The organism is Arthrobacter sp. TJ-217 (assembly GCF_058269255.1).
Window position 1 is genome coordinate 1 of sequence record NZ_JBZCNJ010000006.1, and the last position, 15,517, is coordinate 15,517.

Here is a 15,517-nt window from a genome sequence, read left to right on the forward strand (position 1 = left end):
CCAGACCACTGGGTTGATAGGCCGGATGTGGAAGCAGGGACCAAAGACCTGTGAAGCTGACCGGTACTAATAAGCCGATAACTTACACCACACACCACCCCCGCCCGGGCAACCAGGCACCAGGGGCACGGTGAAGATCACATGCCACGCGTCCACTATGCGGTTCCCAACCAACAACAGGAACCACCCCCCACCAGGGGAGAACCACAACACAATACAGTCACGTCCAGCACGAACGACGGACCCCCAGACTTACCACCCCCACACCCCGGCACACCCGGACCAGGGGGAACGGTACACAGGGTTACGGCGGTCATAGCGTGGGGGAAACGCCCGGTCCCATTCCGAACCCGGAAGCTAAGACCCACAGCGCCGATGGTACTGCACCCGAGAGAGTGTGGGAGAGTAGGACACCGCCGGACAACCATTACAAGTGAAGCCCTGACGGAAACGTCAGGGCTTCACCTGCTTAACCCCCCAACCACCCCCACCCACCCACCGGCCCGGCAACACCGGCGGCCGACAGGTGATTGCGGTGAAACGGATATTCCATAGAACAATAGAGGACAGCACCCGCGGCACGCGGTTGCTGGAAACGAGAGGAACCCGCCAACATGGCCGCACAGGATCGCAAGCATGAGGGCAGCCAGGACGATACGTCCGCTGACGGGGGAGTCTCGGATTCCAGCGGGGGCGTCAAGCGCGAAGCGGGCCAGCGCCACTCGTGGGGTTCCAAGGGCGCAGCTTCCCGGCCGGCTGCTGCGGAGGGGGACCCCGCCCGCGAATCCCAGGAACATGGCGGTGACCGCGAGGAACGCGGAGATACCCGCGGCGGCAAGCCGCTGCGGGGCAGTTCAGCGGGATCGGCCGCGGGGTCGGCAAACCGCTTCGCCGGGCGAAACCGCGACAGCGCTGCCGGAGGCGCAACCGACCGCGGGAAACGCGGATCCGGGTCCCGCTTCGGCAATGATGGTTCCCGTGACGCGCGCTCCGGGGAACGCAGTGGAACCGGCCCATCTTGGGAGCGGTCCGACGATCGGCGTGGTGCTGGTCCCCGAGAGGGTGACCGTCGTGGTGCTGGCCCCCGCGAGGGCGACCGTCGCAGCGGCGGCGACTCCCGGGGCGCCCAACTGAGGGGTGCTGCCTCACGTGGCGGATCCGCTGCCGGGCGTGCCGGAGACCGTCCCTACTCGGCCGGAGCCGGCCGCGGGGGAGCACCAGCCGGCGGCCGGCCCGATGACCGCCGCGGCGGCGAGGACCGCCGGTCAGGCAGGCCCGCGGAGCGCCGCCCCGATACGAACCGGAGGTCGGGATACGGCTCCGGTGACGGCACAGGCGCCGAGCACACGGCGTCGCCGCGGACTCACAATGCCCGCGACCTGCGCAGCGCCAACCGCCCCGACCGCGAGCGGTCCCCCGAAATTGACGAGGATGTGAAGGGCGACGAGCTCGATCGCGTCACGCGCGCCCAGGTCCGTAACCTTGAAGAGCGCAGCGCGCTCTGGGTTGCCCGCCATCTCGTCATGGCCGGACGGTTGATCGACGACGATCCCGAGCTCGCATTCCAGCACGCCCTCGCGGCAAGCAGGCGCGGCGGCCGGCTTGCAGCTGTCCGTGAGGCAGTTGGCCTTACCGCGTATGCCGCGGGCCATTACGGAGAGGCACTGCGGGAGTTCCGCACCTTCCGCCGGATCAGCGGCTCCAACGTTCACCTGCCCGTGATGGCGGACTGTGAACGTGGGCTCGGACGCCCGGACCGGGCCCTCGACCTTGGCCGCTCAGAGGAAGCCCAGAGCCTCGATGCAGCAGGCAAGGCAGAACTGGCCATGGTCCTTTCGGGCGCAAGGTCGGACCTCGGCCAATTCGATGCAGCCGTGGCAGCACTGGAGATCCCGCAACTGGACATCCACCGTGCGTTCTCCTTCAGCCCGCGGCTCTTCCGCGCCTACGCCGATGCGCTCGATGCAGCCGGCCGCACGGGTGAGTCGGAGCGGTGGCGGAAGCAGGCCCGGGTCGCCGAAAGTGCCTTGGGGCTCGATGACTCAGCCGAACCTGACATCGTCGACCTCCTCGATGATGATGAGGAGCCCACGGTCCCCGTTCCCAGCGTCGCCGAGGTCCTGGGCCGGGCAGTCGCGCCGGAGAGCGGTTCCCCCGCCGAGCCGGCCGGAGCCAGCGGCGCCGCAGCGGTCGCAGAACCAGAACCAGGCGCAGAACCAGAACCAGCCGCAGAATCAGCTGTGGCAGATGCCGAAGCGCTGACGCCGGCGGAGACCTCCGGTGAGGCAGAATCCGCGGATGCTGACCCCGCTGACCCCGCTGACGCGCCAACCGACGTATCCGCAGCGGCCCCCACAGCCTCTCAGCCGGACTCTGACCCGGACGACTCTACGCCGGCACCTGCCGAGGACTCCGTGAAGGTCGCGGGCGAGGACCCCGCGAAGGCCACCGCCGAGGACACTGTCGGTGGGTGATCGTCTGATCGACGCCTACGACGCGGTCCTCGCGGATCTCGACGGCGTTGTTTACGCGGGCGCCCACGCCATCGAGGGTGCCGTTGAGGCACTCGAGGGGCTCGAAGATGCCGGGGTGCAGTTTGCCTACATCACCAACAACGCCTCCCGGTCCGCGGACGACGTCGCCGAGCACCTGCGCAGCCTCGGCGCTCCGGCGACCCCCGCTCAGGTTTTCGGTTCGGCCCTGGCGGGGGCTGAACTGCTCGCCGGACTCGTTCCCCCCGGAGCCAAGGTCCTTGTGACCGGCAGCAGCACCCTTGCCGACGCGGTGCGCGGCGTGGGGCTCGTTCCTGTCGCCTCGGCCGATGACCAGCCGGACGCAGTCATCCAGGGGTTCTCCCCGGACCTGGGCTGGAAAGACCTGGCGGAGGCTGCATACGCGGTGACCGCCGGTGCGGTGTGGGTTGCCACGAACACCGACCTGTCGATTCCGCAGGCCCGTGGGATTGCCCCCGGCAACGGCACCCTCGTGGCGGCGGTGGCCGCGGCGACCGGCCGGAAGCCGGAGGTCGCGGGGAAACCCGAGGCGCAGCTTTTTCTCACCGCGGCGCGGCACGTCGAAGCTTCCGCGCCGCTGGTGGTGGGGGACCGGCTCGATACGGACATCCTCGGCGGCAATCGGGCAGGCATGGACACGGCCCTGGTGCTCACCGGAGTCGATACCGTGCGGACGGCCCTTGCCGCCGCGTCGCCCGAGCGGCCTGACTACCTCCTGCCCCATCTCGGGGCAATGTACGAGCAGTACCCAGCGGTGACTGCCGAGGCCGGCGTTCACTCAAGCGGGTCGGCTTCGGCGTGGGTGGAGGCAGGCGCAGTCGTAGTCAGGGGAGCAGAGGAAAGCCTCGATGCCTGGCGCGCGGCCTGTGCGGCGTGGTGGGCCGCCCATCCCGACACCGAAACCCCACTGCATCCCGAGGTCCGGTTCACCACCTAGGCCCGGCCCGGGATATGTTCGAGGAACCACAACTTGTGCCGCAGGGAGGCCGACGGTAGTGATCGAAGAGCACGCAGCCCAGGGGGTGCAGGTGCCGGACGCGGCGCGCTGGCCCAGTGCGGAGCCCGGGTCCGGTGATCCCGCGGTCGATGGGGCGCTGGAAGGGCTTGCGGGGATCCCGGCCGCCCCCGTGGAGGAGCATCCGGGGTTGTACTCGGCGATCCACGATGCGCTCCTGGCTGAGCTGGACAAGGCATGAACCGCCATGGCAAGGGTTGATCAGGAGCTTGTGGCCAGGGGACTGGCGCGGTCGAGGTCGCACGCTGCCCAGTTGATCGTTGCCGGTTCGGTGCTGCGCGACGGCGAAACTGTTACGAAGGCCTCGGTGTCTGTCACCGAGGACCAGGACCTGGCCGTTGTTGGCGATGGAAAGAATTTCGTGAGCAGGGCGGGCAGTAAGCTCGACGGCGCATTTGCCGCTTTTCCCTCGGTGGCCGTCGCCGGAAGGCGCTGCCTCGACGCCGGGGCTTCAACCGGAGGTTTCACCGACGTCCTGCTGCGCGCAGGTGCCCGTGAGGTTGCCGCCGTCGACGTCGGGCACGGCCAGCTCGTCGAGTCGCTTCGGAATGATCCCCGCGTGCAGGTCTTCGAGGGTGTCAACGTCCGCTACCTTGACGCCGGGGACATCGGCGGGCGCGCTGACCTGACCGTGGCGGATCTGTCCTTCATCTCCCTGCGGCTGGTGATGCTGCCGCTTGCCAAGGCGACACGCCCCGGCGGTGACATGGTGCTGATGATCAAGCCCCAGTTCGAGGTGGGCCGCGCCGGGCTCAACGGCCAGGGCGTTGTGAAATCGGCGGCACACCGGCGTCGGGGCGTTCATGGTGTTGTCGCTGCGGCCTTCGCCTTCGGGCTCGAGGTCCGCGGGCTCGCCCTGAGCCAACTGCCGGGCCAGGACGGAAATCTTGAGTACTTCGTGTGGATAAGGGTGCCCGAGACGCCGTTGGTGCCTAGGATCGAAGAGGACTCGAATCACCTGGCGGGCTCCGTGCTTGAATCGAGCGCCGTGTTTGCCGGAGATCCGGCCATACGAATATGACGGAGTTGAATGACTAGACGAATCCTGGTGCTGGCGCATACCGGCCGGCACGACGCAATGGCGGCCGCCCAGCAGGCCTGCACCCGGCTGCATGCACTGGGCCTGACCCCGGTGATGCGCCCCGAGGAGCTGGCCGATATCCGCGCCGAATACGGGGAGCTCACCGCACCGACCGAGATCCTCGAACGCGATGTCTTCCTCAACCAGGTCGAGCTCGTCATGGTCCTGGGCGGGGATGGAACCATCCTGCGCGGAGCCGAGCTTGTGCGTGAGGCTGAAGTGCCGCTGCTGGGCGTGAACCTCGGGCATGTAGGTTTCCTCGCCGAAAGCGAAAGGGCCGATCTCGACGAGGCGGTGCGGTGGGTGGCCGAGAGGGATTACACCGTCGAGGAGCGTATGACCATCGAAGTCGCCGTGTGGGCCGGGGACTCCCTTGTCGCCACCGGATGGGCGCTGAACGAGGCTGCCATCGAGAAAGCCAACCGCGAACGCATGATCGAGGTGGTGATGGAGGTCGACGGGCGGCCCGTGAGCTCCTTCGGTTGCGACGGCGTGGTCCTTGCGACGCCCACCGGCTCCACCGCGTACGCCTTCTCCGCCGGCGGACCGGTGGTCTGGCCTGAAGTCGAAGCCCTTCTCATGGCACCGATCAGTGCGCATGCCCTGTTCGCCAAGCCGCTCGTTGTCGCGCCGACGTCGGTGCTCGCCGTCGAGGTGCTGACACGCACCGACGCATGGGGTGTCCTGTGGTGCGACGGGCGGCGCAGCGTCGACCTTCCGCCGGGATCGAGGGTGGAGGTGCAGCGCTCCGACCGGCCGGTGCGGCTGGCCCGCACCCACCAGACGCCTTTCTCGGAACGGCTTGTGCGCAAGTTCGAGCTGCCCATCACGGGCTGGCGCGGACCAGTCACCCATCCCGGCGGTGTTGCACGATGATCGAGGAGATGCGGATCCGGGACCTCGGCGTCATCACCGAGGCGACACTGACCCTCGGACCCGGCCTGACCGTCGTCACGGGTGAGACGGGCGCCGGAAAGACAATGGTCATCACCGCCCTCGGTCTTCTCCTCGGGGCGCGGTCCGACGCCGGGGCGGTGCGCCTCGGAGCGAAATCCGCCTCCGCGGAGGCACGCGTCCGGCTTGCCCCGTCCAGCCCCGCAGCGGTGCGGGCTGCCGAGGCCGGCGCCGACCTTGAGGAGTACGACGGCGCCGCGGAACTCATCCTCGCCCGCACCGTCACGAGCGAGGGCCGCAGCCGCGCCTACGTGGGCGGCAGGGCCGCTCCGGTAGGCGTGCTTGCCGAACTGGGAGAGAACCTCGTTGTGGTCCATGGGCAGTCGGACCAACTGCGCCTTCGGAGCGCCGCCGCCCAGCGCGGAGCGCTCGACAAGTTCGGCGGCGCGAAGCTTGCAGCGGAACTGAGCGCCTACGAACGCACCTTTAGGGCCTGGCGTGACGCCGTCGCCGAACGCAGCCGCCTGCAGAGCGAGGCCCGGGAGCGGGTGAGGGAAGCCGAAACGCTCGAGGCGGCCCTTACGGAAATCGACGAGGTCGACCCGCAGCCGGGGGAGGATGCCGCGCTCAAGGCCGACTCAATGCGGCTCGGGAACGTCGAAGAGCTGCGCACCGCAGCGCTTCAGGCGCACGCCGCGATCGTTTCGGAGGATTTCGGCGCCGCAGCCGACGCCGTCTCCCTTGTTGACGAAGCCAAGCGCCAGTTGGAAGCGGTCGCCGAGCACGATCCTGCCCTTGAAACCCTGGCGGAACGGCTCGCCGAAGTCGGCTACCTGCTTGCCGACATCTCGGCCGAACTCGCCGGTTACGGCGCAGCCCTGGAGGGGGAAGGCCCCGGCCGGCTGGCTGAGGTCGAGTCGCGCCGCGCGGAACTCGCGGTTCTCGTGCGCAAATACGCCCCGAGCATCGACGAAGTGCTTGCCTGGCGCGAGGAGAGCGCCCGCCGCCTCGACGAACTGGCAGGCGATTCAACCCGCCTCGACGAACTCGAAACGGAAATCCAGCAGCTCGACGAAGCAGTCCATGCCGCGGCCGCAACCGTTTCCGAACTGCGCCGCGAAGCGGCACAGGAGCTCGCCGGGCGGGTCAGCGACGAGCTCAGCGCCCTGGCCATGCCCGATGCGCGCCTGCGGATCGACGTGACCCCCGCTGAGTCGCTGAGCGCGCATGGGGGCGACGACATCACGTTCCTCCTCCAGCCCCACCCCGGTTCCGCCCCGCGGCCGCTCGGCAAGGGAGCCTCGGGCGGCGAACTATCCCGCGTCATGCTCGCCATCGAGGTGGTGCTTGCCGCCGTCGACCCGGTTCCTACCTTCATCTTCGACGAGGTCGATGCGGGAGTGGGTGGGAAGGCGGCCGTGGAAATCGGCCGGCGCCTCGCCATGCTCGCCGAGCACGTCCAGGTCATCGTCGTGACCCACCTGCCCCAGGTCGCCGCCTTCGCGGCGCGTCATATACGCGTCCAGAAGAACGTTACGGGGACCATTGACGGGGACGACGCGAGCGGCTTCACCGCGAGCGATGTCCTTGTGCTACCAGAAGCCGAACGTGTCCGCGAGCTCGCCCGCATGCTCGCCGGGCAGGAGGACTCCGCGTCCGCCCGGGCGCATGCCGAAGAGCTGCTCGCGGATGCGGCGCGGACCGCTACCAAGTGATAGGCTCGAACTCCGTGGTGCAGCAAACAAATTCCCGGTTCCTTAAGTCCGCAAAGACGACCAAGCACATCTTCGTGACTGGTGGCGTGGCCTCCTCCCTCGGCAAGGGACTGACGGCTTCGAGCCTCGGTCACCTGCTCAGGGCGCGGGGACTCTCGGTCACCATGCAGAAGCTTGATCCCTACCTCAATGTCGATCCCGGCACAATGAATCCTTTCCAGCACGGTGAGGTATTCGTTACCGAGGACGGTGCCGAAACCGACCTCGACATCGGCCATTACGAGCGGTTCCTCGACGAGAACCTCGACGGCTCGGCGAACGTGACGACCGGGCAGGTTTATTCAAGCGTCATCGCCAAGGAGCGCCGCGGCGAGTACCTCGGCGACACCGTCCAGGTCATTCCGCACATCACCGACGAGATCAAGCGCCGCATGCGCCTTCCCGCGGAGCCCGTCGCCTCGAAGCGGGTTCCGGATGTGATCATTACCGAAATCGGTGGAACCGTTGGCGACATCGAGTCCCAGCCCTTCCTCGAATCCGCACGCCAGGTGCGCCAGGACATCGGCCGCAACAACGTCTTCTTCCTCCACGTGTCGCTCGTGCCGTACATCGGCCCGTCCCAGGAACTCAAGACCAAGCCCACCCAGCACTCCGTGGCGATGCTGCGCTCGATCGGCATCCAGCCCGACGCGATTGTCATCCGGTCCGACCGGGAAGTGCCGCTGGCCATGCGCGAGAAGATCGGGCGCATGTGCGACGTCGACATCGACGCCGTCGTGAACGCCGCCGATGCTCCAAGCATCTACGACATCCCCAAGACGCTGCACCATCAGGGCCTCGACGCGTACATCGTGCAGTCGCTCGACCTGAAGTTCAAGGACGTCAACTGGACCAAGTGGAACAAGCTCCTCGACGCCGTCCACAACCCCAAGCACCACGTGGAAGTTGCGCTGGTCGGCAAGTACATCGACCTGCCCGACGCCTACCTCTCGGTCACCGAGGCGCTCCGCGCAGGCGGGTTCGCCAATAAGGCAAAGGTCAACATCCGCTGGGTACCCTCCGACGAGTGCGACACCCCGGAGGGCGCCGCGAAGGCCCTCGCCGGCGTCGACGCGATCTGCGTGCCCGGAGGCTTCGGCATCCGCGGCCTCGAAGGGAAACTCGGCGCGCTGCTCTTCGCCCGAGAAAACAAGATTCCCACCCTGGGCCTATGCCTGGGCCTCCAGTGCATGGTGATCGAATACGCCCGGAACGTGGTGGGCTTGGAGAACGCGTCATCAAGCGAGTTCGAGCCGGACACCAAATACCCGGTCATCGCCACAATGGCCGAGCAGCTTGAGATCGTCGCAGGCGAGGGCGACATGGGCGGCACGATGCGCCTCGGCCTGTGGGAGGCGCGCCTCGACGAGGACTCGGTTGTCGCTGCCACCTACGGCAAGACGACCGTCAACGAGCGCCACCGCCACCGCTACGAGGTGAACAACGAATACCGCGACCAGATCGCCGAGGCCGGTCTGGTGTTCTCAGGGACCTCCCCGGACGGACGGCTCGTGGAGTTCGCTGAACTTCCCCGCGATGTCCACCCGTACTACGTTTCGACGCAGGCGCACCCGGAGCTGAGCTCGCGTCCCACCCGCCCGCACCCGCTGTTCGCAGGCCTGGTGAAGGCGGCGCTCGACCGCCGCGGAGCCAAGGCCTAGTCATGGCCGAGGTGCCCGGGGAAAACGGCTTCGCCGATGAAAAGAGCCCGCGCAGGCTCCACAGCTCACGAGTGGTCTATCCCGGGTACATCTGGGACGTCGTCAGCGACACGTTCAGCCTGAGCGCCGACGCCGACCAGATCACGCGCGAGTACATCGACCACCCGGGCGCCGTCGCCGTGCTGGCAATGAACGAACACGACCAGGTTCTGTTCATCCGGCAGTACCGCCACCCTGCGCGGATGCTCCTGTGGGAGATCCCCGCCGGCCTGCTCGACGAGCCGGGGGAGGATTTCCTCGCCGCGGCAGCCCGCGAGCTCGCCGAGGAGGCGGACCTCACCGCGGCGCGCTGGAACGTGCTCATCGATCTGTTCCTCTCTCCGGGATCCTCAAGCGAGGCGCTGAGGATCTACCTTGCCCGCGACATCGGCGAGGTCCCCGAAGCCGAACTTCACACCCGCCTGCACGAGGAAGCCGAGATCGAGCTGCTGTGGGTCAACCTCGACGACGCCGTGGCAGCGGTGCTTGAAGGCCGGGTGCACAGCCCGTCGGCCGCTGCGGCCGTTCTCGCCGCCCACGCCGCACGGGCGGACGGCTATGCGCGGCTCCGCCCGCCCTCCGCGTCCTGGCCCGAGCACCCCAGCCAGCACGGCACCTGGCCCGGCGGCGCCGTCCTGCGGGACTGAGCGTGCCGGCATCAGCGGAGAAGACCGCGGGAGATGAGCTGCTGGCCACCGCGCCCGGCCGGATGATCAGCGAGTACCTGCAGCACATCGCGGTGGAGCGGGGCCTCTCGGCAAACACGCTCGCCGCCTACCGCCGGGACCTCCTCCGGTACCACCGCTTCCTGATCGCACGCGGTGTCGTTGAGGTCGGGCGGATCGCCCGTTCGGATGTAACGGCTTTCGCCCAAGCCGTCTCAACGGGGGCCGACGGGAGGGCTCCGCTGAGCCCGCGCTCGGCTGCCCGGACCATCGTCGCCGTCCGCGGGCTTCACCGTTTCTGGGCCCTGGAGGGGATGAGCGCGGCTGACCCGGCCCGCGACGTCCACCCACCGCTGGCGGGGCAGCGGTTGCCCAAGGCCATCTCCGTCGACGAAGTTGTGCGCATCCTCGAAGCTGTTGACACCTCGACGCCGGCCGGACAGCGCGACCGGGCCCTGCTTGAATTCCTCTACTCCACCGGCGCCCGCATCAGCGAGGCCGTCGGACTCGACGTCGACGACGTGTCCGTCGACGAGGCCCTCAGCGGGCCCGCCGTAGTGCGCCTTTTCGGAAAGGGCTCGAAGGAGCGCCTCGTCCCGCTGGGCTCCTACGCCGCCAAGGCCGTCGACTCCTACCTGGTGCGGGGAAGGCCGTCGCTTGCGGGAAACGGCCGCGGCAACCCCGCGCTGTTCCTCAACCGGCGCGGCGGACGGCTGAGCCGCCAGAGCGCTTGGACGATCCTGAAGATCGCCGCCGAGCGGGCGTCGGTCACCCGCGACGTCTCGCCCCACACGCTGAGGCACTCCTTCGCCACCCATCTCCTTGAGGGCGGAGCCGACGTGCGCGTTGTTCAGGAACTGCTTGGCCATGCGTCGGTGACAACAACCCAGGTTTACACGCTCGTGACAGCCGATACGCTGCGCGAAGTCTATGCCGCGGCCCATCCCCGCGCCCTTGGCTGACGGGCGCACGCCCGCTGCCCCCGCCCGGTTCTTCCGCCCGGTGGCCCTGTGCTTCCTGTTCCGGACCTCCTCGGGGCGGGCCGAAGTGCTCCTCGGGCTCAAGAAGCGCGGCTTCGGCACTGGGCGGATTGTCGCCCTCGGCGGCAAGCTTGAGCCCGGCGAGAGCCCGGCCCAGGCAGCGGCCCGGGAAGTGATGGAGGAATCGGGGATCCTCGTGGAGGAGAGCAGCCTCACCCTGCTGGGCGAGGTCAGCTGGGACTTCCCTTCGAACCCGGAGTGGAACATGCGCGCAACCGTCTTCACGGCCGACACCTTCTCCGGCGCCGCCGCGCCAAGCGACGAGGTGGACCCGGAGTGGTTCCCCGAAGACGCCCTGCCCTGGAAAGGGATGTGGGACGACGCTGCCCACTGGCTTCCCCGGGTGCTGGCGAGGTCCCCGTTCACTGCCGCCATCACGCTCGATGGCGGCAGCGAGGGCGTGGCCGCGGCGGTCGTCGAGCCGGCGCTTCCGCCCGAACCCCGGCCTCAGGGCACGTGGCGTTCCTCGGGTCCGTTGTAGGCGCTGAGCGGCCGGATCAGCGAATTCGATTCGAGCTGCTCCATGATGTGCGCCGTCCACCCCGTGATCCGGGCGGCAATGAAAAGGGGCGTGAACATCTCGGTGTCGAACCCCATGAGGTGGTACGTGGGACCGGCCGGGTAGTCGAGGTTCGGCTTGATGTTCTTGGCCTCCTGCATCGCCTTTTCAAGCCCGGAGTAGAGCCCGAGTATCTCATCGCGGCCGTAGTAGGCGATCATGGAATCGAGCGCGGCCTTCATCGTGGGAACCCGCGAATCGCCGTTCTTGTACACGCGGTGGCCGAAGCCCATCACCTTCTTTTTCTGGGCGAGCGCGTCCTCCATCCACGCCTTGGCGCGGGCCGCGGCGTCCGCCTCGGATTCGTCCTCGCGGATGCCGATCTCCTCGAACGTGTGCATCACGGCCTCGTTTGCTCCGCCGTGCAGCGGACCTTTGAGGGCGCCGATCGCGCCGGTGACAGCCGAGTGGAGGTCCGAGAGGGTGGAGGTGATGACCCGCGCGGCGAACGTGGAGGCGTTGAAGGAGTGCTCGGCGTACAGCACCATCGACACGTTGAACGCGCTGACGACTTCGGGAGGGGCTTCCTCGCCGAAGGTCATCCACAGGAAGTTCGCCGCGTATCCGAGATCCTCCCGAGGCTCGACCAGCTCCTGGCCACGCCGGCGGCGCTGGTCGTACGCGACGACGGCGGGGAAGGCGGCAAAGAGTTCCGCCGCCTTCTCGAGGTTCGCATCCCGCGAGTTGTCGGCGGCGCGGGGATGCCCGGCGCCGATGGCGGAGACCGCCGTCCGGCCCACGTCCATCGGATGCGCGGTGACCGGCAGGAGGTCGATGACGGCCCGAACGGTGTCGCTCAGCGCGCGGCTGCCGCGTTCGACGGCCGTGAACTGCGACAGCTGGGCGGCGTCCGGCAGCTCACCGTGCCACAGGAGGTAGGCGACCTCCTCGAAAGAGCACTTCGCCGCCAGCTCCTGTACCGGATACCCCCGGTACAGGAGCGAATTGGATTCGGGATTGACCTTGGAGACGGCGGTGTAGTCGACCGTTACTCCTGCAAGGCCCTTGGAAATCTGTACTTCTGTCAATGCGGACTCCTTCGTGGAGGACAGAGCGGCGGAACCTGCGGCTATCGGCCGTCGGGCACGTGGAAATTGAACACAGATGAATCAAAGCGGTTGTACCCCTCGTAGTCCACCAGTTCGTAAAGGCGGGCACGGGTCTGCATCTCGGGCACGGCGTGCTGCTGGGTGCCGTGGGCCCGGATTGAGTCAAGGGTACGCTCGGCGGCGCCCATGGCGCTGCGCAGCAGGGTGACAGGGTAGATAACGATGTTCACCCCGGCGTCCTCGAGCTGCGCCGTGGTGAACAGCTCGCTCTTGCCGAATTCGGTCATGTTGGCGAGGATCGGCACGTCGACGGCGTCCCGGATGGCACGGAACTCGGCGAGGTCGCGCATCGCTTCGGGGAAGATGGCGTCGGCGCCCGCCTCCACAAGCGCCTGCGCGCGTTCCTTGGCGGCTTCGAGCGAGTCGGTCCCGCGGATATCGGTGCGCGCCATGATGAGGAAGTTCGGGTCGCGCCGGGCGTCGGCGGCGGCCCGGATCCGTTTCGCCGCGGTGTCGAGGTCGACGACGTTCTTGCCGTCGAGGTGGCCGCAGCGCTTCGGGTTGAACTGGTCCTCGATGTGGCATCCGGCCAGGCCTGCATTCTCAAGTTCCTGGACGGTGCGTGCCACGTTCATCGGCTCGCCGAAGCCGGTGTCGACGTCGACGATCGCGGGGAGGTCCGTCATGCGCGCGATCTGTTCCGCCCGCTGCGCCACCTCGGTCAGGGTGGTCAACCCGATGTCGGGAAGCCCGAGGTCGTTGGCGAGCACCGCACCGGAGATGTATACGCCGTCGAACCCCTTGTCTTCGATGAGGCGTGCCGAAAGCGGGTTGAAGGCGCCGGGCAGCTGCAGGAGCCTTCCCGAGGCCAGGGCCTCGCGGAACGCTTCGCGCTTCTCGGCCGGAGTCGTTGTTGCGTAGAGCATGGATCTGCCTTTCCTAGAAGAGACCCAGGGGAGCCGGAACGCCCTCGATCAGGCCGCCGCGGGCGCGGAGGTTCAGGTCGCCAAGGGAGCCGGCGGGAAGCTCCTCAAGCCGCTGGACGGCACCGAGGAACCGGTCGAGCTCGGAGTCCTCGACCACCCCTGCCGCAAGGGTGCGCAGCTTCGCCACGTACTGCTCCCGGCCGAAGGGCCGGGCACCGAGCGGGTGGGCGTCGGCGACGGCGATCTCGTCACTGACCACCCGGCCGTCGGCGAGCGTGATGTCGACCCGGCCCCCGAAAGCCTTTTCGCGGATGTCGAGCGAGTGGTAGCGCCGGGTCCATTCGGGGTCTTCCGTCGTCTCGACCTTCCGCCACAGGTCGACGGTGTCGGGGCGGGAGGCGCGCTGCGGAGCGTAGGAAGCCTCGTGGTGCCAGGAGCCGTCCTGCAGCGCTACGGCGAAAATGTAGGGGATCGAGTGGTCGAGGGTTTCGCGCGAGGCGCTGGGATCATACTTCTGCGGGTCGTTCGCGCCCGATCCGATCACGTTGTGGGTGTGGTGCGACGTGGAGATCAGGATCCGGCTGACGTTCCGGGGATCCGTGGTTTCGGGGTGGGAGTGGTGCAGCCGGCGGGCGAGGTCGATCAGGGCCTGGGCCTGGTACTCCGCCGAGTGTTCCTTGGTGTAGGTGTCGAGGATGGCTCGTTTGGGCTCCCCGGCGGCCGGCAAGGGAACCTCGTAGCGGGCCTCCGGCCCGTCGAGGAGCCACGCTATGACGCCGTCTTCACCTTCGTAGATCGGGGCCGGTGAAGTCTGCCCGCGCATTGCCCGGTCCACCGCCTCGATCGCCATCTTGCCAGCGAAGGCCGGCGCGTAGGCTTTCCAGGTCGAGATCTCGCCCTTGCGCGACTGCCGGGTGGCGGTGGTGGTGTGCAGGGCCTGCCCGACGGCGTGGAAGATCGTTTCGGCGTCGAGGTGCAGCAGGGTGCCGAGCCCCGCCGCCGCGGAAGGGCCCAGATGGGCAACATGGTCGATCTTGTGCCGGTGGAGGCTGATGGCCTTGACGAGGTCGACCTGGATTTCGTAGCCGGTGGCGACCGCGCGCAGGAGGTCGTGCCCGGAGGCGCCGGTGTGCTGGGCGACGGCGAGGAGCGGCGGAATGTTGTCGCCGGGGTGGGAGTAGTCGGCGGCCAGGAACGTGTCGTGATAATCGAGTTCACGCACGGCCACCCCATTGGCCCAAGCGGCCCATTCCGGGGAGGCTGGCGCGTCGATGCCGAAGACCGCAGCGCCGTTGCCGTTGCGGGATGCCGGGTGGCTTCCAGCCTGGGCGCGGGCGGCGACGACGGGAGCCCGGAGGAGGGAGGCGAGCGCGACCGAGGCGTTGTCGATGATGCGGTTGACGATCATTTCCGAGACCTCCGGCTCCACCTCGACCGGATCGGTTGCCACCTCGGCGATACGCCACGCGAGCTGCTCGCGCGCCGGCAGGTTTTCCTCGCTGCGGTGGACTCGGACTTTGTGGTACTCAACCATTGCGGAGTTCCTCTCGGGGGTCGGTTGTGCTGTGGGCCGTTGTGGCCAGCATGTGGTGGAGGCTGTTGTGCAGGTGCACGGCCGTTGCCGCGGAGGCGAGGTCGGCGTTCCCCAGGCTCACCGCCCGGGCAATCTGTGCGTGCTCGGCTGCCGAGGCGCGGAGCCGGGCGGCATTGTCGCGGGCAAGGCGACGGACACGGACGAGATGTGTTCGAAGCTGGCGCTGCGCGGCGAGCAGGTAGTCATTGCCCACGGCGTCGTCGACCGCCGCGTCAAGCCGGGCCACCAGCTCGTAGTAGGCGCGCTGGGCGTCGCCTCCGGCGTCGATCAGGGAATCGGCACTGTCGAAGCTGTCAGCGAGAGCCGCGAAGACCGAAGGATCCCCGCGCTGGGCGGCGAGCCGGGCGGCAGCGCATTCGAGGGGGAGCCGTACGTCGAACAGCTCGGTGAGCCGTTCCACCGGGACACCGGTGACAACGACGCCGCGGCCCTGGTGCGGGGCGGTAAGGCCCTCGGCCGTCAGCCGCGCCAACGCTTCGCGCAGGGGGGTGCGCGAGATGCCAAGGCGCTCGGCCTGGTCCACCTCGGCGAGCACTGTTCCTGGAGTCAGGCGGCCCTCGAGGATGTCCTGGCGCAGCGATGCGTAGGCCCTGTCGCTTGCCCGCATGCCGCGCCTCCCGATCGTCCGGTAGTGGAGCTCCACTTTACCCCCGTGTATACAGTGAGGGCCCGTATCGTCAGTCTAGCCCCATTTATGGGCCACCGGCTGGCCTGCCTGTATACACTT

14 protein-coding genes and 1 rRNA gene are annotated in these 15,517 nt (G+C 68.2%); 11 read left to right on the top strand and 4 right to left on the bottom strand.

Annotated features, from left to right (window positions below; translation table 11 throughout):
* Window positions 1-305: 305 nt before the first annotated feature.
* The 11 genes from rrf to AC4D2R_RS11830 all read left to right on the top strand — a co-directional run bounded on the left by rrf (window position 306) and on the right by AC4D2R_RS11830 (window position 11,143).
* Window positions 306-422, top strand: a 5S ribosomal RNA gene (gene rrf, locus AC4D2R_RS11780).
* A gap of 192 nt (window positions 423-614) precedes the next feature.
* Complete coding sequence (locus AC4D2R_RS11785; RefSeq protein WP_490940155.1) at window positions 615-2,474, top strand: hypothetical protein; 1,860 nt, start codon at window positions 615-617, stop codon at window positions 2,472-2,474.
* Window positions 2,467-3,450 (top strand): HAD-IIA family hydrolase, encoded by a 984-nt coding sequence (locus AC4D2R_RS11790; protein ID WP_490940156.1) that lies wholly within the window; start codon window positions 2,467-2,469, stop codon window positions 3,448-3,450. The genes AC4D2R_RS11785 and AC4D2R_RS11790 overlap by 8 nt, the downstream gene beginning before the upstream one ends.
* A 58-nt stretch (window positions 3,451-3,508) precedes the next feature.
* Complete coding sequence (locus AC4D2R_RS11795; RefSeq protein ID WP_490940157.1) at window positions 3,509-3,709, top strand: hypothetical protein; 201 nt, start codon at window positions 3,509-3,511, stop codon at window positions 3,707-3,709.
* 6 nt (window positions 3,710-3,715) lie between these two features.
* The gene (locus AC4D2R_RS11800; protein ID WP_490940158.1) at window positions 3,716-4,549 is read left to right on the top strand and encodes a TlyA family RNA methyltransferase; all 834 of its coding nucleotides are present in this window, start codon (window positions 3,716-3,718) and stop codon (window positions 4,547-4,549) included.
* Window positions 4,550-4,558: 9 nt separating this feature from the next.
* Window positions 4,559-5,485: an NAD kinase gene (locus AC4D2R_RS11805; protein ID WP_490903682.1), complete on the top strand. Its 927-nt coding sequence runs from the start codon at window positions 4,559-4,561 to the stop codon at window positions 5,483-5,485.
* Window positions 5,482-7,218, top strand: coding sequence for a DNA repair protein RecN (gene recN / locus AC4D2R_RS11810; protein ID WP_490940159.1), 1,737 nt, complete (start codon window positions 5,482-5,484; stop codon window positions 7,216-7,218). The genes AC4D2R_RS11805 and recN overlap by 4 nt, the downstream gene beginning before the upstream one ends.
* Window positions 7,215-8,918, top strand: coding sequence for a CTP synthase (pyrG, locus tag AC4D2R_RS11815; RefSeq protein ID WP_490903680.1), 1,704 nt, complete (start codon window positions 7,215-7,217; stop codon window positions 8,916-8,918). Before recN ends, pyrG begins: the two co-directional genes overlap by 4 nt.
* A 2-nt stretch (window positions 8,919-8,920) precedes the next feature.
* Window positions 8,921-9,604, top strand: a complete 684-nt coding sequence (locus tag AC4D2R_RS11820) for an NUDIX domain-containing protein (protein ID WP_490940160.1) — start codon at window positions 8,921-8,923, stop codon at window positions 9,602-9,604.
* Between the two features lie 62 nt (window positions 9,605-9,666).
* A complete protein-coding gene (xerD, locus tag AC4D2R_RS11825) occupies window positions 9,667-10,584 on the top strand; it encodes a site-specific tyrosine recombinase XerD (RefSeq protein WP_490940331.1) in 918 nt (305 codons plus the stop codon).
* Window positions 10,577-11,143, top strand: a complete 567-nt coding sequence (locus AC4D2R_RS11830) for an 8-oxo-dGTP diphosphatase (protein ID WP_490940161.1) — start codon at window positions 10,577-10,579, stop codon at window positions 11,141-11,143. Before xerD ends, AC4D2R_RS11830 begins: the two co-directional genes overlap by 8 nt.
* Here the strand turns inward: AC4D2R_RS11830 and AC4D2R_RS11835 are convergent.
* The 4 genes from AC4D2R_RS11835 to AC4D2R_RS11850 are packed head-to-tail and all read right to left on the bottom strand — an operon-like array spanning window position 11,110 to window position 15,397.
* Window positions 11,110-12,249: a bifunctional 2-methylcitrate synthase/citrate synthase gene (locus AC4D2R_RS11835; RefSeq protein ID WP_490940162.1), complete on the bottom strand. Its 1,140-nt coding sequence runs from the start codon at window positions 12,247-12,249 to the stop codon at window positions 11,110-11,112. The genes AC4D2R_RS11830 and AC4D2R_RS11835 overlap by 34 nt on opposite strands.
* 41 nt (window positions 12,250-12,290) lie before the next feature.
* On the bottom strand, window positions 12,291-13,196 hold the full coding sequence (prpB, locus tag AC4D2R_RS11840; protein ID WP_490940163.1) for a methylisocitrate lyase: 906 nt from the start codon (window positions 13,194-13,196) through the stop codon (window positions 12,291-12,293).
* A 13-nt stretch (window positions 13,197-13,209) separates the two neighbouring features.
* The gene (locus AC4D2R_RS11845; protein ID WP_490940164.1) at window positions 13,210-14,730 is read right to left on the bottom strand and encodes an MmgE/PrpD family protein; all 1,521 of its coding nucleotides are present in this window, start codon (window positions 14,728-14,730) and stop codon (window positions 13,210-13,212) included.
* Window positions 14,723-15,397: a GntR family transcriptional regulator gene (locus AC4D2R_RS11850; protein WP_490940332.1), complete on the bottom strand. Its 675-nt coding sequence runs from the start codon at window positions 15,395-15,397 to the stop codon at window positions 14,723-14,725. The genes AC4D2R_RS11845 and AC4D2R_RS11850 overlap by 8 nt, the downstream gene beginning before the upstream one ends.
* Window positions 15,398-15,517: the final 120 nt, after the last annotated feature.